This is a genomic window from Alkalibacillus aidingensis (assembly GCF_014595945.1).
Lineage (GTDB): Bacteria > Bacillota > Bacilli > Bacillales > Alkalibacillaceae > Alkalibacillus > Alkalibacillus aidingensis.
The window spans coordinates 84555-109980 of record NZ_JABXWU010000001.1 but is presented as its reverse complement, the minus strand read 5'-3'; the positions used below and the strand labels follow the sequence as shown (position 1 = coordinate 109980).

The following is a 25426-nucleotide window of genomic DNA, read 5'->3' as shown; positions in this document are numbered from 1 at the left end:
TGAACTCTTTTGTCATATCAATTCAAAAAATTGATTCCGATTGCCATCACGGCGTTATTAGTGATTGCCGGCATTATTTCTTTAACATCTTACTATTCCAATTGGCAAGAAACCGCGCTTGGTTCAAGTGATGGAATAGTAGAATATGTCGCTGATGAAGAAGCACAGGAACACGACTTACAATCTATCATTCACGAAGCTCAAAAAAATGTAGTCCAAATTGAATCAACAGGATCTTCTGGTAGTAACCAAGGGTCTGGATTCATTTACAATGATAAAGGAGATATTATCACCAATGCTCATGTAGTTAAAAATGCTGACTCAGTTTATGTAAAGACTTCAGATGCTCACACATATCCTGGAGCCGTTATTGGAATTGGTAATAATGAGGACGTGGCAGTCGTTAGAGTACCACAATTAGCCAATCATTCAAGCACTTTAGAGATCGATGTGAACTTTGAGCCCACAATCGGTGATGATATTATTGCTGTTGGTAGTCCACACGGCTTTCAAAACACAGTCACTTTAGGAATCGTTTCCAATAAAGGACAAAGTTTTACCGTCGATAACTATGAATACAACGATCTGTACCAAATATCAGCCAATATTACTCAAGGTAATAGTGGAGGTCCTTTAATTCATGAGGAAACGGGCAAAATTATTGGTATTAACTCAGCAGCAACTACAGAAGGTACTATTGGATTTAGTATCCCAATTTCTCAAGTATACGACCGTGTACAAATGTGGTCTGATACTGCCAATGATGAAGAATTGAATTATGATGGAGATCCGACTTCATTCCATGATCTTGATCCTAGTACTTTAAGGTCTGATGCTGAATATTTAATTAATTATTATTATGAAACATTGAATGTAAGGGATTATTTCACAGCCTACTCATTACTGGGTAGTGATCCACAAATGCAAATGTCATATCAAGACTTTCGCGAGCTTATTGTTTCATCCACTGATATCGAAATAACTAATAAAGAGGTGGAAGAAGTAGAGGATAATCGCGTAAAAATCTCTGTTTATACTGACCATCAAGTAAGAACAGACTCTGAAACAGAGGAAACCCATCACTATAAAACTGAATATAAAATTGGTTATGAGAATGACCAATTAAAAATTGTTGATTTAGAGCGTGAATTATTATCTCGAACCCAAAATACAGATACAGATTCCGATTCAGAATCTTAATGATGGATTTTTAAAAATTAGGTGTGTAACCATTCACCTCTCCACCAATGTCATATAGATATATTACATGACTTGGGAGGTGATTTGATTGTTCCACCAAGGCTATTCTAATGGAGCGTACGGGTATAACAATTTTGCATTAATTGTTGTACTCTTCATTTTATTAATCATTGTTGGTGCAGCTTTTTATTGCTAAATAACTAATTAGTTTTATAGAATTTAAAGAGGCTGTCCCAAAAGCCGTTTTGAAATCAGTAAAACCAGTTGTGAATAAATATATTCACAACTGGTTTTATTATTTTGGTTATTAAAGATATATTTAGGAGACAACTGAAATTTGAATTCTTTTTACTTATTAAAATCGCTCTGTTAAAGTCCGTTATTGTTATGGTGCTTCGCTTTCGGTGGACGCTTTCCGTGGGCACGTATTGCAACTTGATCAAAAATGGCTGCCCTGCAGTCATTTTTGACTTTTTGGACAGCCCCTTCTTTTTTCAACTAGTTATAAAGAAGTTTTTAACGTCATTCGCTGGAATAGGCTTACTAAAATAATACCCTTGAACTTCATCACACTTTTCTTGTAGTAAGAAATCCAAGTCTTCTTTATTCTCAACACCCTCAGCAATGACCCGTAAATTTAATGAATGTGATAAATGAATAATAGTTTTGACAATCGCAATATTTTGTTCGCTTTGATTTTGAATAAACATACGGTCTATTTTTATTTTACTTAATGGAAATTGGCTTAAATATTTCAATGATGAATAGCCTGTCCCAAAGTCGTCTAAAGCGACTTTAACCCCAAGCTGTCGAAACTCATTTAAAGTTTCAATAATATATTTCTCATTAGACATCGCCATCGACTCGGTAATCTCTAGCTCTAGATAGTCTGGTTCTAAACCCGTTTCAAAGAGAATATCCCTCACCTTATCGACTAAGTTTTTTTGTAAGAATTGTTTAGCAGATAGGTTTACACTAACCTTAACTTTAGGTAAACCTTGATCTTGCCAAAGCTTATTCTGACGACATGCCTCACGAATCACCCAATCACCTAACTCAAAGATTAGCCCCGTCTTTTCCGCTAAAGGAATAAATCGATCTGGAGGTATAAAACCCATCTCTTCATGTTGCCAGCGACACAAGGCCTCAAATCCGATAACCTCGGTCGTTTTTAAATCAAGTTGTGGCTGAAAGTGGAGCTCAAATGCTTTTTGTTTTAACGCTTTATGTAATTCCGTTTCGATATGAAGACGTTCTTTAAAATCTTCTTTTAAAGAAGGTTCAAATATCCGATAATCATTTCTACTTTCTTCTTTAATCAAATACATTGCCGAGTCCGCATGTTCAACAACTTCGGATGGTGTTTCAGCTAGGTCTGGATAAATACTAATCCCAACACTGACTGACGTATAAATTTCATAACCAACCAAGTTCATAGGTTGCTTGAATAACTCAATGATTTTTTCAGCCAATGCCTCAACTTCTTCCGTGTCAGTTATATTCCGTTGAAGAATTAGAAACTCATCGCTTGTCATCCTCGCGATAAAAACATCTTCCAATAATAGTTTTTTTAATCGCGTAGCACAGCCCTTTAAGAGAGCATCCCCCATTTGATAGCCTAAAGTATCATTAATGTGTTTAAAATAATCCAAGTCAATGAAATGAACGGCCAATTTTTGACCATTTTCATCAGCATTTTTCGTTTCCTCTTGCAAAACTTTTTGAAAGTAATTGCGATTAGGTAAATCAGTAAGTGCATCATAATAAGCCATAAATTCAATCTGCTTTTCATTTTCAACTCTTTCTGTGATATTCCTTACAATCGCCACTCGCAAGTGATTATTATCATCATTGACTGGTTCAGGTAATATCTCAGCATAAATAGTTGTACCATCTTTCTTAAACCCACGTAATGGGTATGGTGTATCATGGTGCCATTGTTGCATATGCTCATATAATGTTTGATGATCTTCCTTATGTACAAGGTCAAAGACAGACATACCCACTAATTCACTTCTTTTGTACCCAATCATGCTAGAAAAAGCGAAATCACAGTCGACAATCTTCCCACGGTTATGCATCATAACTCCCTCATAAGGACCGTTGCGTGCATGGTTCAACGTATACAGTAGTGAATCTTTCTTGGCTTTTAGGCCGCCCTCTTTAAGGTTTAAACACATATATTCACCTATTTGAATGGCTCGCATGATCACAAGCCGTTCAGGCTTCGTCTTTGTTCGGACCAACATTTCTTTTTTATACGGCTTTGTTACAAAGTCCATATCAATATAGTCTTCTGCTTTTAACCTCTCTGTAGGTTCTGGATCCATGCGCAACAACTCAAAGCTAGCTTGATTAGCTGCCACGATCTCTCCATGTGAGTCGACAAAGATAATGGAGTCCGAAGCATTTTCGAACAGCCAGTCATGTATCGGTAACTGTAGTTGATCTAAAGATTTAAACACTATTTATCCTCCTAAATAAACGCTATTGATTAGCCGATATTAATTTTCTCTTTTGGATAACGATAGTTGCTCTTACTCTTCCCTCGATTAAACGAGAATAAAAAGGTTAAAATTCCGATTCTTCCAATTAACATGAGTGTAATAAGTAGTATTTGACTAAATGTTGAAAGATCTGCGGTGATCCCCATTGATAATCCGGTTGTTCCGAAAGCTGAACTGACTTCAAAAATAATACTGGTTAACGATAAATGCCCATCCACTGCAGTAATAATGATAACGACAGAAAAGAACATAAGCATCGCTAGTAATGTAACAACTACCGCCTTAAATAAATCTTCCTCCTCGATCTCTCTTCCAAAAATCCGGATTCGGTTTCGTCCACTGGCAAAACTTAAAATAAAGATAATCACTAAGGCAAAAGTTGTCGTTCGAATACCCCCACCTACACTACTTGGTGATGCTCCGATAAACATCATCGATGACAAGAATAATTGTGTTTGAGCAGTAAACTCATTCATATCCATCGTCGCTAAACCACCACTTCTAGCCGTGGTTGACTGAAACAAACTATAAAATAGTGTTTCATGCCATGATTTATCGGCAAAAAAATGATTGAACTCTAAAATAATAATAACGACAAAGGAAAAAGCAAGTAAAACAAAATAAGTTAATGTAGTCAATTTAGTGAATAATGAAAATCGCTTAATATTACGTTCTTCTTGTGAAATTTGTAAATACTCTTTTACTTCAATTAATACAGGGAATCCAATAGCTCCAGCAATAATCAACAACATATTAATAAACTGGACAAAATAATCATGAGCAAATGGTTCTAGAGAAGCCCCAGTAATGTCAAAACCACCATTTGTCGTTGCACTTACTGCAGCAAAGAAGCCCTGGTAATAAGCTTCAATCGCCGAGTCAAAATAATTTAAATAGTAAGTACCTAATATCAAAAAGCCAACAAATTCAATTGCTAAAATAACAACAAACATTTCTTTTACCAAGCGAACGATCCCAGAAATAGACTTCGTGTTCTGGTCAGTCATAATTAAACGTCGCTCTTTAAAACCAATCTTCTTCCCTAGTACAATCCAAATAAGCGTACCTAAGGCCATTACACCTAATCCACCTATTTGAAGAGCAACAGCAATCATAAAAACCCCAAACACACTGAATGTATCTGCTGTAGTCACAACCGTTAAGCCTGTTACACTAACGGCACTAACTGCCGTAAACACCACTTCCATAAAAGAAAGTCTTATGCCATCCTGTTGTGAGATTGGTAAGGCTAAAAGAATCGTTGCAATCGTAGCTGCGATAAAATAATATAAAGAAATTAACTGGACAGCTGTTAGTTTATCTAAAATAGATGTTTCAGGTTTAATCCTTCTCATCGGGTTCATATATACATCTTTCTCCTTCTATCCTGCAAAATCCTTCAAATTATAAAATTTGTTGTCGTTTTTTGTTCATTTTTTTAATATAAAGAAAACCCTATCTACATCATAGCAGATGAGGGCTTTTATACACAGTTCAATTTATCTTTTAGAACAGGCTTTCTTGGTTCTTTTCTTTAAACTTCTCTAATAAAGAAGCACCTTGGTAACCAGCTTCAATCAAATTCTGTAGAATCCTTTCTACTTGCTCACGACCACGGTTAACCATATCTCCTGTAAGAATCACATTCATATTTTCTTCAATCTCATTGACGCCTTTTATATCTGCAAGGATGGTTGCTTTCGGGTTAGATTCTTTGGTGATTCTAACCTGAATAACAAGTTCTTGTTTGCCTTCAAGTTTATCTTTAAAGTATTCATAATATTTCATAGGAATGTATGATTCAATTAGCCAACGATCATGATCAATTTCCCTATCAATGATCAAAGCATCATAGAATTCAATCTCTTTATTAACCAAATCGTCGCCTGACTTCTCTAGAGTTTCAAATGAGACTAGTTTAAAAGTTTTCATCGAATCTTCCTTTCCTAATTACCTTCATTATAAAGGAAATTCAAGGAAGACAAAAGCCAAAATCCAGAAAACCATCGCTTTTGATCAACCTTTTTTAGGATATGTGGTTTAATCTGTTTTAAACGTTCACCGATTAGTAATTACTTACCAGCGATAGATTACTTTAAACGACACTAATGAAATAAGCACTAATCCCATAAATGTTAAAAACACATTACTATATACAGCACTTTCCCCTATGACGGCTAGGAAGTTTACTGCTCTTGTTGGCTGAAACAGATCCAGGGTTACTCCAACAATCGCACCACTTAATGCACCGGAGACGAAATTCAGTAAATTAAACACACCCATGCCTACACCAGTTTCATTTTTCTCCAACATATTAGCAAGTAAATCGGCACCAGAAGCTTGTACAAGTGGAAAGCAAATCATAGGAAACACAAGCATCAAACTAACAATCACAGGATTTAGTCCCACCGTAGAAGATACAATCAAGAATCCAATGGCTAATAATCCTAGACTGATCATGAATATAAGTCTTGAACCTTTTTGGTCAACTAATCGGCCCCCTTTACGACCAATTAATGCAGCACTAATAGCACCAGGAAACATGACTAAGCCAATCTCCATCGTTGTTAATTGGTATATTTCCCTTAGCATGATCGGGACACTGAACATAAGACCGAATAGACAAGCGACAGCCAGAAAGCTTGATAAGAGTGCAACTACATAGTTACGGTTTTTAAATAGATGTGGTGGAATAAATGGATTTCTTGCCTTAGTCATTCGCAAGAAAGTGAGTGCTGCCAAGATCACTGCTAACCCTAATGACGGCATGACACCTAATGTGATACCTATTAACGTTGTCCCAATAGTTAAACCAACGAGCACCGCGCCTAAGTAGTCTAACTTAACATGAATCGTCTCCTCATCAGGTAGATTTCTTAGTAAAAATGGTAATGTGACAATTATTAACCCTGAAGTTAGAAATAAAAATTGCCAAGATAGAAAACCAGCAATAACACCACCTAAAATCGGGCCAATTCCTGACGCAAAAGCCATCACTGAAGCAATAATTCCGAGAATCTTCCCACGTTCATTAGGAAAATAGCGAATAGGTGCAATAAACGCAATCGCAGGCATCATCGAACCACCAATCGCCTGAACGACACGTGCAATTAAAACAAAGAAGTAGTTTGGAGCTAGAAAACCAATCAAAGAACCAATCGTAAAAACGATTAAACCAAAGGTAATTAACTTTTTAAAGGCGACGGTATCTGCTAGCTTTCCATAAATTAACGCTCCAACTGCATAGACCATAATGTACCCTGTCATCACCCAACTGACTTCAGATGGCATTAGATCGAATGCCTCTGCAATATCAGGTATAGCGATGTTAAACATCGTCCCGTTCATCACTGAAAACATCAAGACGAAACAAATCGAAAACAATAACATTTTTGGATTTCTTATATATATATCTTGTTCATTATTTAATTCTTTCATAAAGTGTCCCCTCTCATATAACCTTTATCATCATAACGGTTTGAATATAAGGTTGCAATGTTATTGCATGGAACGACATTAACAAACATTTCTCATTATAAAGAAATAATGGTATATTTGTTATTAGAATATTTGGAGGTGTCTGAATGGTCCAACAAAATTCACAAAATGTAACAGAGTTTTCTTTAAAAAAGAAAAATAAGTTAATGTTCTGGTTGTTATTAACGATTACACTAGTTAGTACAGCTGCTAATTACGCTGCAGGATTAGACTTAACCGTTATTTTAATCGTGTTGGTCGGAGGATTAAGTATTTTATCGATTGCAGGTATCTTAATTAGGCTAAATGTTGCAACAGCAGCAATTCCGTACATCTACATAATTGGATTGTCGTTAATTTTGGGATTAATCATTTTAGAAGTTAGTGTCTCAACACATAATTTCGGATTAATTTTCTTCCTACTCGTTGCCTCTGCGATTTATATGTCTAGACCGTTATTCCTTATTGGATTTGCTAGCAGCCTAATCATTTTTCATTCGTTTGTCTTCTTACATGGTGACATATTAGACCTAAGATATGAGACCGCATTATCCTTCATTTTATTTACGGCTATTATTTTATATGGTTTACAAATCATTACTAAACAAACAGATCATCAGCTAGAAAAATTACGCCAAGAAAACCAAGAACGTTACCAATTACAAGCACAACAAAAACAAGAGAACGAAAATCAAGCCACTATTATCAAAAGAAGCATGGAACAGATTGAATCCCAATCCATGTCATTTAAGCGTTCATTAAACGAAATGAACCAAGCTATAGAAGAGATTGCCTCAGGAACAGAAACACAAACAAACGATTTGTCGAATATCCAATCAACGATTTCAGATACCTTCACGAATATGGGACAAATGATGGAGGATTTAGCCAATATACAAGAAGAGACGACTAAAACGACAGAAGAAGCTAAAATAGGTCGTCATGAAGCTGATCAACTTATTGAAAAAATTCAATCTTTCGAACAACAGATGAAAACCATGCGTGAGTCATTTAATGCTTTAAGTGATAAAGTCGATTCTTCAGCAAAATTCATTAAGTCCATACAGGAGATTACTGAACAGACAAGCCTTCTTTCGCTTAATGCATCGATTGAAGCAGCACGTGCAGGTGAACATGGAAAAGGGTTTGCTGTTGTGGCAGAAGAAATTCGCAAGCTTGCAGAACATACTGAAACGACAGCTGACAATATCTCTCACAATTTACGCATCATGAGAGACACAAACCATGAAACCGATCAGTATATGGGACAGCTACTTGAAGAGTTAAGTGCTAACATCCAACTGACCCATCAAAGTGGAAAACGCTTTGACAGTTTTGAAGAACATACCAATCAGTTAAACAAACAACTTGATCAATTTGTCCATATCGCTAATACTGTATACCATGATGCGAAAAATATTGATCAAACCATGGAAAATATCTCTTCTCGAGTCGAACAGACAACTGCTAGCATTGAGGAGGTAACAGCAACAGTCCAAGAACAATCTGATCATAACCATCAGCTACACGATGAAATTGAGAAAACAACAAAGGCATTACAACAGCTTACAAAGGAGAGTTAACCGTGAATCAAACGATTGATCTATTACAGAACCATCGCTCTATTAGAAAGTTTAAAGACCAATCATTATCAAAAGAACAAATTAAAACGATTGTTAAAGCAGCTCAATCGGCTTCAACTTCAAGTTATTATCAGGCTTATACCATTATTGGTATCACCGATTCACAATTAAAAGCAAAATTAAGACAAGTAAGTGGTCAGCAGTACGTTGAAGACAATGGTCACTTGTTTGTCTTCTGTGCCGACCTTAACCGTATGTATCAATCACAACCTGAGGAAATACAGGAAAAAATGAAAGACAACATTGAGAATACTGAATTCTTTATGATGTCGGCCATCGATGGAGCGTTAGCCGCTCAAAATGCAGCTATCGCCAGTGAATCAATGGGACTAGGCATATGCTACATAGGTAGCCTTAGAAATGATATTAACCGTGTAAATGACTTATTAAATTTACCACAATATGTCATCCCACTGTTCGGAATGGTTGTTGGTATTCCAGATGAAGATCCAGATGTTAAGCCACGGTTTGATTTCGATGCCATCTATCACGAAAATCAATATGGTTATCAACATGAACATGTTGAACGTTTTGATCAGACAACTAAACAATATTATGTAGATAGATCCTTTAACACAAAACAAGACAGTTGGAGTCAGCAGGTCGGAAGAAAACTCTCAAATCCGATTCGCATGGACGTAACTGATTTTGTTAAGAACAAAGGACTCAATAAACGTTAGATATGATGAGGCTGGGACAAAACCCCCAGCCTTTTATTATCAATTATTATCTTCTTTCTTCTTCTTTTTCCTACGTTTGATTCTTAACTTTTCTTTTACTTTTTTATAATCCAAAATAATGGTTTTCGGCTCATATTGATCGTCAGCGATTAGGTCACCTGTTGATGTTCTCATAAACGACCATGCAATCATAAACATTATGAAAATAAGTGGGAATCCACCTATGATACTTGCTGTCTGTAGCGTCTCTAAACCACCGAGATACATTAACGTTAAGGGTAACAAACACAACGTAAATGCCCAAAACATACGGTTCCATCTTAACGGCTCTTCGTTTGCAACCTTTTTTTGAGTAACGGCAGCTAAAATGAATGAACTTGAATCAAATGTTGTTGCTAGAAATACAACTGATAAGAAAACAAATAAAGCAACCATGACCGTTGAAAAAGGTAATTGGTTAATGATTGAAATAATCGCTGCTGGTGCCCCTTCATCATTTAATAGTGAGACTACATCAAACTCCCCAGTTAACTGTAAATATAAACCGAAATTACCCATAACACCGAAGAACACTAAACAGCCTAATGTTCCATAAATCATCGTACCAATAATCATCTGCCTAATCGTTCGCCCGCGAGATATTCTCGCAATGAACAAGCCAACAAAAGGCGCATAAACTAGCCACCACGCCCAATAGAATACAGTCCATGCTTCAGGAAAACCGGTTTCTTCAAAGCCGGCAACCTGTGCAAAAGGCTCTGTCCAAGTACTCATTCTAAAAAAGTTGTCAAAGATAAGCCCAATGCTGTTAGTCGTCGTTTCAGCAATAAATAACGTCGGACCCATAACAAACACAAAAACTAACAATAAGATCGATAACGCTAAGTTAAGATTACTTAATCGTCTAATCCCTTCTTTTAAACCGACATAAGAACTCACAGCAAAGATCGCCGTGACAATTAATAATATAATGGTTCTCATGATCATATTGTCTTCTAACCCGGTTAAATCAGATATTCCTCGTGAAATTAATGGTGTACCTAAAGCCAGTGTCGTACCAGCCCCACCTAACAAACCAAAAATAAATAGCACATCAATAAATTTACCAACATACGTATCTGTCCAACCTTTTAATAACGGACGAACTGTCTCACTAATTTTAATGACGGGCGTTTTTCTGACGTAAAAGAAGTAAGCCATCGGTACAGCTGGCAACACATAAATGGCCCAAGCTATCGGGCCCCAGTGAAAAATTCCATAAGTTGAAGCCCATTGAATGGTTTCTAACTCTTGCGAACCTGGTTCAATTCCAAATGGTGGACCTTGATAATAAAAAGCCCACTCAATGGTTCCCCAATATAGAATACTCGAACCGATTCCAGCACTAAATAACATACCTGCCCATGTGGCCGTTTTAAACTCAGGCTTCTCATCTTCTTCCCCCAATTTAACTTGGCCATTTTGGCTAAATGCTACAAAGACTAAAAACAGAAAGATTCCTAAGCCCATTAATAAATATAAAAATCCAAAGTAACCTGAAATATAGTCATTAAGCTCAGCAATAAGCTCACTACCTGCTTCAGGAAAAAGAACTAACGGAATAACAACAGCTAATATTATAATAAAAGACGCAATAAACGTCGGCCAATCAATTAACTTTTTTCCCATATACATGTCCCCTCTTCATAGATGTGATACTTTATAGCCTGTATAAAATCTCAAATTTTATTAAAGGGGACATTTAAATCCTGAAATTTTAACACTTTCATGTCCTTTGCTGTCGTTTTATTTACTTTTTAACCTAGGAAACTTTATAATGAACGGTGGAGTAAATTGATGAGGTGAAATTATGACTAATAAACAAAAGGCTTTAATCGCTGGGATTTTGATTGTTCTAGCCCTGATTATTATTATCTCTTACTTATCATATGTTGGGATATCAGAAGACCCAGAAAAAGCTGAAGAGGTCACAGTTGCTGCGGAAAACTATATTGATGAAACATTCGATCAGCCGATGCATGTCGTTGATACATTAATTGACCAAACAGGAATTTACGATCCTTTTCACTATGCGGCAATTGTAGAGCTAGAAGAGCATGATGATTTTCGCGTGTTAGTTTATGAACACAATGAAGCTAATGAATATCAAGATAGTTATGTTGCAGAGGTTTGGGAACACGAATTAGAGACACTATTAACCCCTGAGATCAAAAAGCGCTTCGGCCAAGATTCTGTGGAAGAATTATGGTTGACTTATCCGAAAGATATCGGCTATCAACTTGGGATTGATCATCAAGATGTCCCTTCCTTACAAGGACAAGATGCGAATCCAATTATTCGCCTTACCTTAAACCGAGGAAAAACGGATGATGATGAGCAACAACTAGAAGAATTAGTTGAGTGGATGCAAAATGAATTAAAGATCCCCGGTGGAAATATAACGTTAAGCTTTAATGATGGCGCATTAATCTTTGGTGATAAGAACATTCGCGAAAGCTTTTAGATAAAAAAACTGACACTTAAAAAGGTGTCAGTTTTTTTAGGATAATAATTTCTCAACATCTTTACTGATTTTGGATGGAGTAACTTGTGGTGCATACCGGCGAACGACTTTCCCTTGTTGGTCGACTAAGAATTTCGTAAAATTCCACTTAATCTCCCCACCTAAGAACCCTTTTTTAGCCTCGGTTAAATATTGAAAGAGCCCTGTTTGCTGGTCACCCTTCACATCTATTTTCTTATAAATAGGGAAGGTTACACCATATTGAGTTTGACAGAAACTTTCGATCTCTTCTTGATTAGCAAACTCTTGATTCATAAATTGGTCACTTGGAAAGCCTAATACTTCAAAGCCTTGCTCGTTGTAGGTTTCGTAAAGCTCTTGTAATCCTTTGAATTGGGGGGTGAAGCCACATTTACTTGCGGTATTAACAATCAACATTACTTTCCCTTTAAATTCCTCTAAGGGTTGAAGTTCACCATCACCCTTTTCTACCTCAATGTCGTAAATTGATTTCAACGTATCTCCTCCTATTTTGGTTTGGCACACTTAGAGCAATAAAGCTTGCCACCTTCATGGACACCATCCAAAAATCCACTCCGACAATAAACTCCTCGATTACATTTAACACAATACCCTACCAATTCAACCATCTAAACACACTTTCTAGGAATTTTAACCACTACCATTTTATCAAATATTCTAAATATTTAAAGGGAATCTAACTAAAAAACCTCTTCTTTGCTGGGAAAGAAGAGGTTCTAGTTAATAGATGATCAATCACGGAGTATTAATCTTGGTCGTGATAAGACCATTAGGATAATGATTACTGCTGTTAAAATAAAGCCTGGAATTAAATAAGTTGAGTTATAAATCAAAGAATACATCCAGACAGACTGACCTTCTGGTGCAGCGGTTCTAAAGAAAATGATTCCTGCAGCAAAATGCGAGGCAAATCGCAAGGCCACACCAATTAACACGGCAACCGTGATATAGGAAACCATTTTCCCTTTATGATTGTTTTTAACCGCATTCCTTAGCGACTTGGCAAAGATACCTGCTACGCCAAGTAAGGCAAAGGCAGCAATGTAATCTAAGATCGCTTGGAACCAATGAACGATATATCCCCCGAAAATCATGTTTAAAAACCCAAAAATCAATCCTGTTAATACACCTGCTCTTAATCCCCATCTTAACGCAATGATAAATACCGGGACCATTGCAAATGAAACCGATCCACCTTGAGCCCAAATTTTAAATTGAAGCCCTGGGATCATATCCAGTAAAAATGCAATCGTCGCAAAAATCGCGATTTCCACTAACATTAATGTTCGTTTATTCACGATAAATCCTCCCCCTTTTGTAACTTTTCCATTTCCACGCAAAAAAAGCAATGCACGGGAGGCTCTATCATGGATCTACCCAGCATTGCACCATCGATAAAGCCACATCCCTACGCTAGCACTAACTAACAGGTTCAAAGGGTCAGAATCCTTAGATTCACTCTCAGCCATGACGGCTCCCCCTGTGGACTTTTAATTATGCTTTTTTTGCCAATTTCATTGTACCTAAAGGTCTATAAATGTGCAAACAAATTAACACATTTTTACCAATAGTATTTAAAAATCAAATACAAATGATATATAATGATGTTAAAACTATATTCAGGCAGGTGAGTGCAAATGAGTCTAAAGTCAAAAATTTATAAATTCCTTCGTATATGGAATGATGTTGATGCTGTTAGGAAAGGTCGCGTTCAACAACGAGTTGGCCGTAGGATTACTGGACGAGCAGCAGGAAAAACTATTAGGAAACTGTTTAAATAAGTTTATTTTTTCTCGACAACCTTTATATCTGCCTCACTATCTACTTGATTGGATGCGAAGAAATCTTTTAATAACAGATGAATCTCATTTAAATCACTACTTCCGATTAACTCACCGTTCACGTATAATTCGTATTCCTTATCAGACAGATCCTTTTGTTCACCCTGATCTTCTAAGTTTATGTCACATGCTTTACATTTCTGATACAACTGACTGGGCTCATCATCGTCTTCCCAATCTCCTATATGTAAGTAATGACAATAACCATTCTCATCAGTGTCACGTTTCAAATCTATATCCCAAAACGGACAGGTGCCATTCTTGTCATAACAATATGGGCCATCGGGGATGAACCTCTCCGGATATAGCCTTTTCTCTTCGTAGTCAAATGCTTCTTTAATTTCATCCTCAGTTAAATGATCCCATTGTTTAATAACCTCCTCCAGAGTACCAAATTGATAGAGGTGCCTTGGTTCAACATCAGTACTTTGAATATAAACTTTTTCGTTTCCACGAGCATCTTTTTTCTTCTCAAGATAGGTATATTTATGGATAAAATCCTTCATATTCATTCTCACCTCATTATTTGATTAAATTTTCAGAATCCTCCTCTTTTATCTTAATATACAAATCCCACTTCCACAATATTAGCTGCAACATAAAAAGAGATTGCACGCTATTCCATGCAATCTCTTCAAATTAAGAAGCTATCCTTACGTCTAAGACCACCCCTAAAGTGGCATCTACCAAGACTTCGTATTGTTCCTTTTCCTGATCTATTTTTACATAATACACTAATTCACCTTGTCTATTTTCAAGTTCGGCTGAGGTGGCTTTTCCATTAACGGTTTCAAGGGCCAGTTCAATCGCATCAATTTTTTCAATGGTTGATAATGAGAATAGCTGTTCATAAGACCTGCCATCGTCTACATCAATATGCTTAATTTCTCGTCCATGAACTGGATTAGCCGTATTTTCCAGAACCATGCCTGTATACGCATCGATGACAAGGCTATGTACTCGATTTGAACGATCCTTTACTTGAACTTCAAATTGCTGATTATTGTTGAGTTCAACTTGCTCAATGGTACCCGATATATTTTCAAATACAATCTCTTCTAATTCATAATGCCCGAGTAATTTATTAGCTTCCAACATGGCTTTCACTTCCACTTCTGTTTCGTTATTAGACATGTTTATTTGGGGTTGATTGTCTGAATGGCTAATGGCCGATGCTCCAAGTGCACTACCGAGCATAAACGTACTAGCAAATGTTCCAAAAATTAATTTCCTTCGCATATCGATCCCTCACTCTCACTCTTCATCACAAATACCAGTTTAGACAACCTACATGAGAAAGAATGGAAAGAAAGATTAAAATTTGATTAGAAATTCAAAAAGCCCACCTCCTATTAGGAGATGGACTTTTGTGTGTCTATTCTTCAGCTTGGCGCTCTTCCCACGTTACTGATTGAATTTGACCTGAGAAAGCATTGATTTGGAGTAAAACTTGTTCATCATCAACAATCAATTCAACAACGTAGTAAAGAATACCGTCTACTTCACGAATAGCTACTTGTTCTAGCTCACCTTCTACCTCGTTTAAAGCGATTTCAATCGCTTCTTCCTCGGTCACGACGGTTTCAGGTGTTTTCTCTTCACGTTCAAGCGATAGAATGGATCCACTATATGCATCGATCATCATATACGTTGAAGCTTCTTCACCTTCAATAATCAGTTCATAGTAAGGTTCTTCTTCCTCGACGAATTCTAACATTTGGATGGTACCCTCTTGTTGTGTTAAGCCAATGTCAATAATTTCATCATGCGTTAATAACGTAGGTTCTGGTGATGGCTCTTCCGGTTCATCTTCATCATTTTCAACAGGTTCGTCATGACCCGTCTCATCTTCAATGGACTCATCACCTTCCATTTCTTCAGGAACGTCTGGCTCTTCATGTTCCTCAACCGGTTCATTATCTGCTTCATACACTTCCGTTTGCTGAACATTTTCAATCGAACCTCTTTCTTTATTCACGGTAATTTGATAAATTCCTGTTGTTAATTCTAATTCGACCTGATAATGGTCTAGTCGGTCTTCAATATCAAGGACCTCACCTTGAAAACGATCCAATACTCTTTGTTCCGCTTCACCAACGGACAACTCCTCAGCTGAGGCAGTATTAAAGAGATATGGCTGAGCTAAAAAGAAGACGAAAGCCGTTAATAACCCACCCCCTAAAATCCATGCAAGTTGTTTCCTTCTCATGAGTAACACCCTTTATCAACATTTTATCCTCATTATAAAAAATAAAGATTAAAATTTAGTGAGAACGTTCAGTGAAAATAATATAAACTGTGGTGCCAACATCAACTTCACTTTCTAAGTGAAGCCCCAGCTCAAGTACATCGGCGATTTCTTTGGCTAGCGTTAAACCTAAGCCACTTCCACCAGTTTGCCGGTTTCTTGCTTCATCAACACGGTAAAAACGTTCAAATACTTGATTTTGTTTCTGTTTAGGAATCCCGATCCCATAATCAACAACCTTAATCACTGGTTGTCCTTCTTTGTCACTAAGGTGAATTTTCACTTCGTCATCACTATATTTCAAAGCATTATCTAAAATAATATACAGCAATTGAGTTAATTTCTGATCATCCGTTAACACGTGGAGATCGGCTTCTAAATTAGAGATGAAATTAACTGACCGATCATAAGTCTGTGACATTTTATGACTGACATCGGTAAGCAGCTGATTGATATTAACTTCTTGTCTTATCATTCGCCAATCTTGATCGCGTTTAGCTAACAACAGTAATTGTTCAGTCAGTTCTTTCATACGTAAGGACTCGGAGTGAATGGCCTCAATTGCTTCTTCGACTACCTCCGGACGGGATAAACCGTGACGTTTAACTAAGTTCGCGTAGCTTTCAATCACAGTAAGTGGCGTCCTCAGCTCATGGGAAGCGTTAGAAACAAATGCTTCTTGCTTTTCGTAGTTCTCCTTAAGTAAGCTGATCATATCATTAAATGTCGCGCTCATCGTGTAGAGTTCATCTTTAGATTGACGGTTTAGTGGGATCTGTTTAAAGGTTTGATCCTCTTTAATTTCATTCATCGTCCGAATTAAAGATTGAATAGGTTCAATAATTAAATCGGTCAACAGCTTACCAGAAACAATCGCTGGAATGATTCCCATTAGGACCACAAAGAGGAGCACAAGCTGTAAATTACTTAGGTTTTCATCAATATGCCCTAAGTCTTCAACAACTTGAACATAAACAACTTGTCCATCTACCCAGATCATCGGCTCCTGAATGAGTGCGAGCTTCCCTTCTTCATCATCAATGATTTCGACTGTTCTTCCAGTTCGTTCAGGTAAAGAAAGATAATAAAGCTCTGTTTGGTCTCCTGCAGCAATTGAAGTTATAATGTCTAAGTCTTGATCCAACACGCGAATCATTCCATTTGAAGGGACATAAGCTCGGAGCAAATCATTTACAGGAATCGTGTCACTAACCTCTGCTAAACTACTGACCATATTTTCTGTCTCTATTTGAATTCGGTCTAATTCTCTGTCGTAAGTATTCTCTGAAAACAACACATTAATAGCTACCGCAAACGCTGTGAGCAATACAATAAATAAACCGGTTGTAAAGAAGAAGATCTTATTACTTAACTTCATGAGTATCCTTCATCACATAACCTACGCCACGAACGGTGTGAATCAATTGCTTATCACCTTCTTGGTCGACTTTTTTACGTAAATAGCGAATATAGACATCCACAACGTTCGTATCGCCAATGTAATCATAGCCCCAAACCCTATCAAGTATTTGCTCACGCGTCAGCACTTGTTTATGATTCTTCATTAAATAGACCAACAGATCGAATTCACGTGGCGTTAAGTCAATCGTTCGCTGGTTACGATTAACTTCACGCGTTCCTTCATTTAACCTAAGATCTGAGAAAATCAGCCAATCTCCAGTTTGATCAGGCGAATTTGATGCTTGGCGCAAATGCACCCGAACGCGTGCTAATAGCTCTTCAATTTGAAAAGGCTTAGTTACATAATCATTAGCACCCGAGTCAAGACCTGACACTTTATCCTCAACAGCATCTTTAGCCGTCAGCATAATGACAGGTGTTTGTTGATCATCTTTTCGTAAACGGCGCAACAATTCCACACCACTCATTTCAGGAAGCATTAAATCAAGTAAAATTAAATCCCAAGTAGAGGTGCGAATTTTTTCTAATGCGTCATATCCTGTCATCGCCTTAGTGACTTGATAACCTTCAAACTCAAGTTCTAATTCTAATACTCGTGCGATTTTCTCTTCATCTTCTACAACTAAAATATGTGAACTCATACCATCACCTACAAAATATTTAACAGACGTTTTTTAGTTATGAATATGATACCATATAAGGGAGGATAAGTATTAATAAAGAGGTGTTTACATGCTCGTTTGTGCCAATTGTCATTATCAATTTCGCTATAAAGAAGCCCTACCTTTTAGCTGGAAAACAAGAGTAGGCCACGAATGCCCAAATTGTCATAAAACTCAATACTATTCAGCTAAAAGCAGAAAAACGTCATTATATATGACGTTAATCGGCGTAATCATTATTATGTTTTTAAATATGCTAGACGTTAGCTTTCCTATTGTCTTTTCAATTGCCTTGTTTTTAATTGCTTTCTTTTTATTTATATCACCATTTACGATGGAATTATCAAATGAAGAGGAACCTTTGTGGTAAGCAGGTGTCGATTTATAAAAGGGAGAGGTGTGTCATAATGAAGGTGGTTATTTTGTTCGATGGCGTTTGTAATTTATGTAATGGGATCGTTCAGTTTCTGATTAAGCGAGACCAACACGATCATTTTCGTTTTGCTCCATTGCAGAGTGATGCAGGTGAACGTTTGTTAAATGAACAAGGCATCAATATCCCACCTGAGAGTATGGTTGTTATTTCGAATGGGGAAGTTTATACAGAATCCTCTGCAGCATTAATTATTGCTAAACATATGTCCAGCTTTTGGAAATTAGCTTATGGATTCGTGATCATTCCTAGACCTATTCGTAACCGGCTTTATCAGATTATTGCTCGAAATCGCCTAAAGCTGTTTGGCCAGCGTCAAGAATGCATGATGCCGACACCTGAATTAAAAAAGAAGTTTTTATCTAATTAATACTTTATTTCACAGCTACTTGACTCTTTACAATTTTGTCAGAAACAGCTTTCGTTAACAGTTCAGATGTATGGGGAACCATGCTTTTTAAAACTGTATTAAGTACTGGTCCTTTTACTCCTGCTGCACTCATTTCCAAATTACCACTAATTCGTGTGCTCGTTTCCATGATTTTATCTGCCCTAAAATATCCATGACCTACAACTTTCTCGTTAAGTCCAGTTAAATTAAATGTAACTTTGGACGGTTCAACCCACTCGATAATATCTACTCGAACCGTGACCATTTTGTGCATTCGCCCAAATTCACCTTTAAATGTCCACTCCGATTGGCGAGGATTTATCATTTTATGGTTTTGATATCCCGGGACTAACGGGGCCCAATTATCCATCTCACTGACAAACTCCCAAACCTTTTCAATAGGGACATCAATATGAACCTGATGTGTACCACTTGGCATATCATCACCTCAAGGTTATTGATGCTTTAAATATATGCCTATCTAGAGTTGTCTTATACAAGGGCAAAAGTAGTTAAAGTCAAAATAGGTAAAATTAAGCACGTGACTGCCTAATAAAAATTTGGCAAAACCACGTGCTTAATAAAAACCTGTTATTTAGAGATAAACATCTGAGTCCAATATGGGTTCATGTTACCACTATCTTCATATCCAACTCCTATGTGTGTCATGGAATCATTAAGGATATTTTCACGGTGTCCTTCACTATTCATCCATTCTTGAACAACCTCTTCAGCAGAGTGCTGACCAGCAGCGATGTTTTCTGCTGCGGCTGTATAAGACACATTATAGTGGTCAAGCATATCAAATGGAGATCCATATGTTGGAGATTGGTGACTAAAATAGTTATTATCAGCCATATCTACAGATTTACGTTGAGCAACATCCGTTAGTTGCGTATCTAATTCAAGTGGACTTAGTCCATGCTGCTCTCTTTCAGCGTTAGTTAACTCCACTACTTGTTCGATAACATTCATATCGACGTCTACATCAGCTTGTTCATCTTGTTGTTGTCCTGGTTGCTGTGCTTCTTGCTGTTGTTGATCTTGTTGTTGCTGATCCTGCTGTGGCTGTTGTTGATCTTGTTGTTGCTGATCTTGCTGTTGCTGATCTTGTTGTTGCTGATCTTGTTGACCGTTCCCTTCTTGAGTTTGACGGTCACGTTCGGCATGTTTGAAATCAAAACGCCCTTCACCAGAGCGACGGTTATTAAAGTCGAATGGCTCCCAGTCGTTTACATTTTCGCGACCACGAATGTTATAGTTAATTCCTTCATCTGTCTCATAAGGAAATTGAACATTCTCATCTTGTGTTGTGCCAGTTCCCTGATCTCCTTGGTTACCACCAAATCCAATTTGCTGAAGGTTATCTTCAGTACCCGTTTGACGATTAGCACCTTCATCATCCATTTGACATGCGGTTAACATAAGCATCATTGTCGTTAATCCCACAATAAACTTTTTCATGCTGCTCCCTCCAATCATGATGCAAGCATATTTTTTAACCTGAGATTAAAAATATACCGTGATCTGATTGGAAGTTTTTATATTTACCGACATGATAGACTGAGTGGCAGGTGGTAATTAATGTCGGCACTTATTTTGCTGACTCAACACCGATATTAAGTGAAAAATCCCTCTCGCTCTCATCAGCGAAAGGGATTCAAAAGGGATTTTACTTTACCTTTAAACATATAACTCCTTTGGAAGTGACTTGAACGCTTGATCTAAGTCACCAATTAAATCATCGATATCCTCAATACCAGCGGAATATCGAACCAGTCCTTCAGGGATTCCCATGGCCGCCCGTTCTTCAGGTGTACATTCAACGTGGCTAGTTGTGGCTGGTGGGCCAATAATGGTCTGAACACAACCTAAACTAGCCGCACGTTTGGCTAATTTCATTTTTGGTAAAAGATGGTTAACGGTTTCCAATCCACCATTAACCGAAAAACTAAGCATACCACCGAAACCTTTCATTTGTCGTTTAGCAATATCGTGTCCTCTATGCTCTTCTAATCCAGGATAAAAAACATCCTCCACCCAATCAACTGTTTTTAGATATTGTGCGACTTTCATGGCATTTTCATTCTGTCGTTCAACTCTTAAATGAAGTGTTTTCATGCCACGGAGCAATAAATAAGCGCCCATTGGATTGATCGTCGCTCCATTAATTTCGCGATAATGATAAATCTGATCAATGAGTGCTTGACTTCCACAAACAACGCCACCTAAGGCATCAGAATGTCCACCTAAATACTTAGTTGCACTATGGAGGACTAAATCCACACCGAGTTGTAAAGGATTTTGATTGACTGGAGTGGCAAAAGTACTATCAATAATTACTAATGCACCAGCTTCGTGAGCTGCTTTTGCCATTCTTTCAATATCGATAATCTTTAACGTTGGATTAGTCGGGGATTCAATATAAACCACTTCGCATCCTTTGGCTACCTCTTGCTCCATTTCTTCATGATCGCCTGTTTCACAGAACACGACTTCAACTTGACTACGTGGTAAGAACTCCGTAAAAATTTTATTTGTCCCACCATAAGTGTCCTTGATCGTCACTACTCGATCACCTGGTTTTAAAAACGTATAAAGCGTATTGGAAATAGCAGCCATCCCGGTAGCAAAACTCGTTGCCGCTTCTGCCCCTTCTAAATCTTTAACCTTATCTTCAAAAGCTTGCGTCGTCGGATTCGTATTTCTCCCGTAAATATGTCCTTCCCGCTGACCAGTGGCAATTTCATACCATTCATCCATGTCATCATACCCAAATGACACACTGTGAACGACTGGTACTTGAGTAGCGCCATAAGCTAGTTGTTCCTTCTCCCCTGACCATAATGCTTTTGTTCCTGGTTTGAATTCTGTCATATCTAGACCCCTCCTAAAATTATTCGTTTATTAAAAAATATGCTAGTGATTAACTAATAATCCCTTTACTATCATCTGGTAAGTGGTAAGGACTTTGAATAATTAATTCACGTGGATAATGAGTGAACATTTCAACGCCATCCTCTGTTACTCTAAAGGTCTCACTCATTTCAATTCCGTCATTGTCAAACCACAATCCCGGAATAAAATGAAATGTCATATTCGGCTGTAATACCGTCTGATCTCCTTTTCTTATGCTTGCTGTGTGCTCACCCCAATCAGGTGGATAGTTAACACCTGTTGAGTAGCCTAGTCTAGATTCCTTTTCAATGCCGTACTTTTTCGTGGACTCACGCCAAGCCTCTTCTAATTCCTCTAAATAAATTCCTGGCTTTGCTCGTGCTAAGACATTTTCAATTCCTTCTCGAACAATGTCTGCTAAACGTTCAAGTCGTTCAGTAGGTTGACCAATGGAAACGGTTCTAGCTAACGGGACGTGATAGCGTTTATAACAACCAGCTAACTCCACAATTACGGCATTACCCTCTTCAAAATGTTGATCCGACCAAGTTAGATGAGGAGCAGACGTGTTTTCACCCGTCGGTAACATCGGAACAATAGATGGATAATCACCACCAAACTCTTCAGTACCTTTAACTAATTCATAATAAATCGACGCCGCTGCATCACATTCTCTTGAACCATTATGAATAGTTGAGACACCTGCTTGCATGGCGTTTTCTGCAATCTTTCCTGCACGGCGCATAAACTCAATTTCTTGGTCAGATTTAATGATTCGAATCCAATTCACTAACGATGTCGCATCTTTAAACGACGCATCAGGTAAATTTTCTTGAAGTTTAATATATGCTTTAGCTGAGAAGTAGTATTGATCCATCTCTACCCCAATGGTTCGCTTTCCATGCCCCATTTGTTTTAACATCTCTGCAATGTAAGCCATTGGGTGGTACACATCAGAATGAACATAATAATCCGGATAAGCCAAAATCTTTTCATCGTACATCCATGTCGTTGACTTAGCTCCGTTCGCATCCATTAACCGACCAATCCATATGGGTTGTGGCTCATCAAGAATGACCACCAACATTTGATGCACATAAAAAGACCAAGCATCATAACCAGATAAGTAGTTCATATTAGCTGGGTCTGTAATCAGGAGTACCTCGATCCCCTGTCGTTCCATACTTTCTTTCGTCCGTTTCAACCTTTCTTGGTACTCCAAGATATCAAACGTAAGCATCTTCCTCCCTCCTTTTCCTCTCGACAAAAATTTAAATATTCTGTTAATAATATTATATTTGCAAACGCTTTCGTTGATAATATACAAAGTGTATGAACTTTAATTGCTTCTTGTTATACACTTTTAAAAGTCATAAAAAATACCGGCAGAGTACGCTCCAACTCTGCCAGTAAAAGTCATTTATTTAAACTGTTTTAATAGCCATAAACGAATACTAAGTTCTAACAAAAATGAGTCATCTGCGTCAATTAACGACAAATTCGTCAAATTCTCAATGTTTTTAAGTCGGTAGAGTAATGATTGCCGGTGTAGGTTAAGGGCTCTAGCTGTTTGACTAACATTACCCTTATATTTTTGATAAGTCATAAACGTATGGATCAGCTCAGCTTGACGTTTCAGATCATACTCAACCAGTGGCTCAATCGTCTCTTTAACCATCTGAATCAGCTCGTGATTTTCAGCAATACGCATAAGTAAGCGATTAACCTTTGTCTCTTCAAAGAAAGTTCTCTCCCCGAAACCATGCTGCTCAGTATGAATATCTAAAGCTGTTCGTGCTTCGTGATAACTTTCATAAAAAGATTGGAACCCGTCATTATGTAAGCCTACTCCCCAGGCAAAGTAAACGGGTGCCAACTGGTCATGTAAACGCCGTTCCACCATGTCTAAAAAATGATTGACCGTTTCCTGGTAACCACTTTGGTCAATCTCTAAAAAAATGATGACTTCCCCTTCATCAAACGTAGACATCGTTTTTCGTTCAAGCTGCTGACTAGCGTGAGTAATCTCTTTTTGTACATAATAATTGACACTATGTAAAGAGGACTGTCCTGATTGGTCTTGCTCATCATCCCAGGACGCATCTTTGACTTCCTCAATTTGGAAATCCCCAACCAGACAAGCGTATGGCAGTGATAAATCATAGCCTAGTAACTCGCCTTTCGATAGCGCTTTAGCATCGAGGATTTGTTTTTCTTTTGCAAGCTGATAAACAAAGTTATCTTTTAGCCTGATCTCTGTCATTTCCACAGCGTTTTCCGTAAGAAAGTATAAAGCACATGCAGTTAATCCATGCTCTAAGGCGTGGATTGTAAACCAATTTAGCTGTGACTTATGTTTAGGCATAAATAGAAGATAGCCTTGTTTTTTACCATTTGAAAAAATCGTTAACTCATAACACGTCTGACCATCCACATCATATTGGTCTAAATGGTGGTACAAGGGGTGTTCGTCTAATGGTACATCCGGCACATCAACTTTTTTAACCGGCGTATCGCTAAACCCATTTAGTGCATCTATAACCTTTGTGTCAAAATCATAATTAGCACGGACTTTTTTCTCGTCATCACTAATTGCTACTGGAATGTTGATTTCGTCATACAAAATTCTCATCAAATCTTCAAGCGACTGCCCATTTAGAACTCCATTTGTTAACTTTTGCCTTAAAGACTCAGCTTGATTTCTTTTATATTCGTTATTTTTATTAATCGCATCCAGTACATCATGAAAAATATCTGAAAAAGGGACCTTCCATGGAATTTCGATGATGATGAAGTCTTGACCCTCAGCGAATTCCAATACCTGTTGAGGAATCTCAGTAATATACCGACCTGTTGCAATAGTTAATGCCGAAGCACCTGATTGAATAACATCTTGTACAAACGTTCCTAACGTTTCTGGATCATCTTGGCAGCCAATCCCTGTTGTCAGAACGATTTCGTGTTTTCTGATGAAGTTTTCAACAGGTTCTTCAATGACAGAAACCCACTCAATTTGCTGATCAGCTAACTGCTCCTGACCGGTTCTAACAACAGCATGCTTCATCACATTTAAATCAAGCACTTCCTGAACGCAAATTCCCATGACACACCCCACCATTCTTCATCATCTATCTTATAATTATGATATGAAAGGAATTAACAGTCAATTTAGAAAATTTAAAATACCCTGTTAACTGGGGAGAATTTCTTAAGGAAGTGAGAATTAGCCTAAAAAGATAAGTACAACAGATACCAAGGCAATTAAACCAAGAACAGAAATAGTGGCTGTCTTTCCAACATCACTTTTATGATACCAATATACAAACACAAAATAAAAAACACCACTCGCACCAAAGAAAGCAAGACCTTGAATCGCATCTCCCCAAGAATAATGATCCAAGCTAGTAAGAAAATATAAGACAATGGATGCGAGCGATACGATGCCAATCAAATACATAAACCTAATCGTACTCATCGGG

The 25426-nt window shown here is 37.5% G+C and carries 26 protein-coding genes and 1 riboswitch; of the genes, 8 read left to right on the top strand and 18 right to left on the bottom strand.

Annotation, left to right across the window (positions count from 1 at the left end; translation table 11 throughout):
• Window positions 1-9 precede the first annotated feature (9 nt).
• Complete coding sequence (locus HWQ49_RS00560) at window positions 10-1200, top strand: S1C family serine protease (RefSeq protein WP_188205625.1); 1191 nt, start codon at window positions 10-12, stop codon at window positions 1198-1200.
• An 88-nt stretch (window positions 1201-1288) separates the two neighbouring features.
• Window positions 1289-1396, top strand: coding sequence for a YjcZ family sporulation protein (locus tag HWQ49_RS00555; RefSeq protein WP_188205624.1), 108 nt, complete (start codon window positions 1289-1291; stop codon window positions 1394-1396).
• A 298-nt stretch (window positions 1397-1694) separates the two neighbouring features.
• Here the strand turns inward: HWQ49_RS00555 and HWQ49_RS00550 are convergent, their stop codons facing one another.
• The 4 genes from HWQ49_RS00550 to HWQ49_RS00535 form a co-directional block, all read right to left on the bottom strand.
• The gene (locus tag HWQ49_RS00550; protein ID WP_188205623.1) at window positions 1695-3665 is read right to left on the bottom strand and encodes an EAL domain-containing protein; all 1971 of its coding nucleotides are present in this window, start codon (window positions 3663-3665) and stop codon (window positions 1695-1697) included.
• Between the two features lie 29 nt (window positions 3666-3694).
• Window positions 3695-5062 (bottom strand): TrkH family potassium uptake protein, encoded by a 1368-nt coding sequence (locus HWQ49_RS00545; protein WP_394810754.1) that lies wholly within the window; start codon window positions 5060-5062, stop codon window positions 3695-3697.
• Window positions 5063-5213: 151 nt separating this feature from the next.
• Complete coding sequence (locus HWQ49_RS00540) at window positions 5214-5639, bottom strand: YwpF family protein (protein ID WP_188205621.1); 426 nt, start codon at window positions 5637-5639, stop codon at window positions 5214-5216.
• A gap of 144 nt (window positions 5640-5783) precedes the next feature.
• Window positions 5784-7145, bottom strand: coding sequence for an MFS transporter (locus tag HWQ49_RS00535; RefSeq protein ID WP_223154911.1), 1362 nt, complete (start codon window positions 7143-7145; stop codon window positions 5784-5786).
• Between the two features lie 146 nt (window positions 7146-7291).
• On the opposite strand from HWQ49_RS00535, the gene HWQ49_RS00530 reads away from it, so the two are divergent.
• The gene (locus tag HWQ49_RS00530) at window positions 7292-8767 is read left to right on the top strand and encodes a methyl-accepting chemotaxis protein (protein ID WP_188205620.1); all 1476 of its coding nucleotides are present in this window, start codon (window positions 7292-7294) and stop codon (window positions 8765-8767) included.
• A 2-nt stretch (window positions 8768-8769) separates the two neighbouring features.
• Window positions 8770-9507: an oxygen-insensitive NADPH nitroreductase gene (gene nfsA, locus HWQ49_RS00525; RefSeq protein ID WP_188205619.1), complete on the top strand. Its 738-nt coding sequence runs from the start codon at window positions 8770-8772 to the stop codon at window positions 9505-9507.
• A gap of 39 nt (window positions 9508-9546) precedes the next feature.
• On the opposite strand, the gene HWQ49_RS00520 is transcribed toward nfsA, so the two are convergent.
• On the bottom strand, window positions 9547-11175 hold the full coding sequence (locus HWQ49_RS00520) for a BCCT family transporter (protein WP_188205618.1): 1629 nt from the start codon (window positions 11173-11175) through the stop codon (window positions 9547-9549).
• Between the two features lie 181 nt (window positions 11176-11356).
• On the opposite strand from HWQ49_RS00520, the gene HWQ49_RS00515 reads away from it, so the two are divergent.
• On the top strand, window positions 11357-12010 hold the full coding sequence (locus HWQ49_RS00515; protein WP_188205617.1) for a hypothetical protein: 654 nt from the start codon (window positions 11357-11359) through the stop codon (window positions 12008-12010).
• Window positions 12011-12046: 36 nt separating this feature from the next.
• On the opposite strand, the gene HWQ49_RS00510 is transcribed toward HWQ49_RS00515, so the two are convergent.
• Both HWQ49_RS00510 and thiT read right to left on the bottom strand, forming a co-directional pair.
• Window positions 12047-12526 carry a glutathione peroxidase gene (locus HWQ49_RS00510; RefSeq protein ID WP_188205616.1) on the bottom strand — a complete coding sequence of 160 codons (480 nt, stop codon included), beginning with the start codon at window positions 12524-12526 and terminating at the stop codon, window positions 12047-12049.
• A gap of 257 nt (window positions 12527-12783) precedes the next feature.
• A complete protein-coding gene (gene thiT, locus HWQ49_RS00505; protein ID WP_317450886.1) occupies window positions 12784-13350 on the bottom strand; it encodes an energy-coupled thiamine transporter ThiT in 567 nt (188 codons plus the stop codon).
• 90 nt (window positions 13351-13440) lie between these two features.
• Window positions 13441-13543, bottom strand: a riboswitch (TPP riboswitch).
• A 146-nt stretch (window positions 13544-13689) separates the two neighbouring features.
• Here thiT and HWQ49_RS00500 point away from each other — a divergent pair.
• On the top strand, window positions 13690-13833 hold the full coding sequence (locus HWQ49_RS00500; RefSeq protein WP_188205615.1) for a hypothetical protein: 144 nt from the start codon (window positions 13690-13692) through the stop codon (window positions 13831-13833).
• A gap of 2 nt (window positions 13834-13835) precedes the next feature.
• Here the strand turns inward: HWQ49_RS00500 and HWQ49_RS00495 are convergent, their stop codons facing one another.
• From HWQ49_RS00495 to HWQ49_RS00475, 5 genes are all read right to left on the bottom strand, one after another.
• Window positions 13836-14399 carry a hypothetical protein gene (locus HWQ49_RS00495; protein WP_188205614.1) on the bottom strand — a complete coding sequence of 188 codons (564 nt, stop codon included), beginning with the start codon at window positions 14397-14399 and terminating at the stop codon, window positions 13836-13838.
• A 133-nt stretch (window positions 14400-14532) separates the two neighbouring features.
• Window positions 14533-15132, bottom strand: coding sequence for a PepSY domain-containing protein (locus HWQ49_RS00490; protein WP_188205613.1), 600 nt, complete (start codon window positions 15130-15132; stop codon window positions 14533-14535).
• 136 nt (window positions 15133-15268) lie between these two features.
• Window positions 15269-16102: a PepSY domain-containing protein gene (locus tag HWQ49_RS00485; protein ID WP_188205612.1), complete on the bottom strand. Its 834-nt coding sequence runs from the start codon at window positions 16100-16102 to the stop codon at window positions 15269-15271.
• 55 nt (window positions 16103-16157) lie between these two features.
• A complete protein-coding gene (locus HWQ49_RS00480) occupies window positions 16158-17519 on the bottom strand; it encodes a sensor histidine kinase (protein WP_188205611.1) in 1362 nt (453 codons plus the stop codon).
• Window positions 17506-18204 (bottom strand): response regulator transcription factor, encoded by a 699-nt coding sequence (locus HWQ49_RS00475; protein ID WP_188205610.1) that lies wholly within the window; start codon window positions 18202-18204, stop codon window positions 17506-17508. Before HWQ49_RS00475 ends, HWQ49_RS00480 begins: the two co-directional genes overlap by 14 nt.
• A 91-nt stretch (window positions 18205-18295) precedes the next feature.
• On the opposite strand from HWQ49_RS00475, the gene HWQ49_RS00470 reads away from it, so the two are divergent.
• Together HWQ49_RS00470 and HWQ49_RS00465 are read left to right on the top strand one after the other, a co-directional pair.
• Entirely contained in the window at window positions 18296-18595 is a 300-nt protein-coding gene (locus HWQ49_RS00470) for a TIGR04104 family putative zinc finger protein (protein ID WP_188205609.1), read from the top strand.
• A 37-nt stretch (window positions 18596-18632) separates the two neighbouring features.
• A complete protein-coding gene (locus tag HWQ49_RS00465; protein ID WP_188205608.1) occupies window positions 18633-19028 on the top strand; it encodes a thiol-disulfide oxidoreductase DCC family protein in 396 nt (131 codons plus the stop codon).
• 4 nt (window positions 19029-19032) lie between these two features.
• On the opposite strand, the gene HWQ49_RS00460 is transcribed toward HWQ49_RS00465, so the two are convergent.
• From HWQ49_RS00460 to HWQ49_RS00435, 6 genes are all read right to left on the bottom strand, one after another.
• Window positions 19033-19488, bottom strand: coding sequence for a CoxG family protein (locus tag HWQ49_RS00460; protein ID WP_188205607.1), 456 nt, complete (start codon window positions 19486-19488; stop codon window positions 19033-19035).
• A gap of 152 nt (window positions 19489-19640) precedes the next feature.
• Window positions 19641-20513, bottom strand: a complete 873-nt coding sequence (locus tag HWQ49_RS00455) for a CAP domain-containing protein (RefSeq protein ID WP_223154909.1) — start codon at window positions 20511-20513, stop codon at window positions 19641-19643.
• A 219-nt stretch (window positions 20514-20732) separates the two neighbouring features.
• Complete coding sequence (locus HWQ49_RS00450; protein ID WP_188205606.1) at window positions 20733-21926, bottom strand: cystathionine gamma-synthase family protein; 1194 nt, start codon at window positions 21924-21926, stop codon at window positions 20733-20735.
• A gap of 49 nt (window positions 21927-21975) precedes the next feature.
• Complete coding sequence (locus tag HWQ49_RS00445) at window positions 21976-23187, bottom strand: M24 family metallopeptidase (protein WP_188205605.1); 1212 nt, start codon at window positions 23185-23187, stop codon at window positions 21976-21978.
• A gap of 180 nt (window positions 23188-23367) precedes the next feature.
• The gene (locus HWQ49_RS00440) at window positions 23368-25050 is read right to left on the bottom strand and encodes a PucR family transcriptional regulator (protein ID WP_188205604.1); all 1683 of its coding nucleotides are present in this window, start codon (window positions 25048-25050) and stop codon (window positions 23368-23370) included.
• A gap of 120 nt (window positions 25051-25170) precedes the next feature.
• Window positions 25171-25422: a hypothetical protein gene (locus HWQ49_RS00435; protein WP_188205603.1), complete on the bottom strand. Its 252-nt coding sequence runs from the start codon at window positions 25420-25422 to the stop codon at window positions 25171-25173.
• Between the last annotated feature and the right edge of the window lie 4 nt (window positions 25423-25426).

Bases quoted from the DNA above. Each gene is read 5' to 3' on its own strand.
- HWQ49_RS00535 (WP_223154911.1), bottom strand. From the start codon at position 7,145: ATGAAAGAATTAAATAATGAACAAGATATATATATAAGAAATCCAAAA.
- HWQ49_RS00485 (WP_188205612.1), bottom strand. From the start codon at position 16,102: ATGAGAAGGAAACAACTTGCATGGATTTTAGGGGGTGGGTTATTAACG.
- HWQ49_RS00460 (WP_188205607.1), bottom strand. From the start codon at position 19,488: ATGCCAAGTGGTACACATCAGGTTCATATTGATGTCCCTATTGAAAAG.
- HWQ49_RS00540 (WP_188205621.1), bottom strand. From the start codon at position 5,639: ATGAAAACTTTTAAACTAGTCTCATTTGAAACTCTAGAGAAGTCAGGC.
- HWQ49_RS00455 (WP_223154909.1), bottom strand. From the start codon at position 20,513: ATGAAAAAGTTTATTGTGGGATTAACGACAATGATGCTTATGTTAACC.
- HWQ49_RS00480 (WP_188205611.1), bottom strand. From the start codon at position 17,519: ATGAAGTTAAGTAATAAGATCTTCTTCTTTACAACCGGTTTATTTATT.
- HWQ49_RS00470 (WP_188205609.1), top strand. From the start codon at position 18,296: ATGCTCGTTTGTGCCAATTGTCATTATCAATTTCGCTATAAAGAAGCC.
- HWQ49_RS00445 (WP_188205605.1), bottom strand. From the start codon at position 23,187: ATGCTTACGTTTGATATCTTGGAGTACCAAGAAAGGTTGAAACGGACG.
- HWQ49_RS00500 (WP_188205615.1), top strand. From the start codon at position 13,690: ATGAGTCTAAAGTCAAAAATTTATAAATTCCTTCGTATATGGAATGAT.
- HWQ49_RS00440 (WP_188205604.1), bottom strand. From the start codon at position 25,050: ATGGGAATTTGCGTTCAGGAAGTGCTTGATTTAAATGTGATGAAGCAT.
- HWQ49_RS00530 (WP_188205620.1), top strand. From the start codon at position 7,292: ATGGTCCAACAAAATTCACAAAATGTAACAGAGTTTTCTTTAAAAAAG.
- HWQ49_RS00490 (WP_188205613.1), bottom strand. From the start codon at position 15,132: ATGCGAAGGAAATTAATTTTTGGAACATTTGCTAGTACGTTTATGCTC.
- HWQ49_RS00495 (WP_188205614.1), bottom strand. From the start codon at position 14,399: ATGAAGGATTTTATCCATAAATATACCTATCTTGAGAAGAAAAAAGAT.
- HWQ49_RS00475 (WP_188205610.1), bottom strand. From the start codon at position 18,204: ATGAGTTCACATATTTTAGTTGTAGAAGATGAAGAGAAAATCGCACGA.
- HWQ49_RS00520 (WP_188205618.1), bottom strand. From the start codon at position 11,175: ATGGGAAAAAAGTTAATTGATTGGCCGACGTTTATTGCGTCTTTTATT.
- HWQ49_RS00450 (WP_188205606.1), bottom strand. From the start codon at position 21,926: ATGACAGAATTCAAACCAGGAACAAAAGCATTATGGTCAGGGGAGAAG.
- HWQ49_RS00515 (WP_188205617.1), top strand. From the start codon at position 11,357: ATGACTAATAAACAAAAGGCTTTAATCGCTGGGATTTTGATTGTTCTA.
- HWQ49_RS00545 (WP_394810754.1), bottom strand. From the start codon at position 5,062: ATGAGAAGGATTAAACCTGAAACATCTATTTTAGATAAACTAACAGCT.
- HWQ49_RS00435 (WP_188205603.1), bottom strand. From the start codon at position 25,422: ATGAGTACGATTAGGTTTATGTATTTGATTGGCATCGTATCGCTCGCA.
- HWQ49_RS00465 (WP_188205608.1), top strand. From the start codon at position 18,633: ATGAAGGTGGTTATTTTGTTCGATGGCGTTTGTAATTTATGTAATGGG.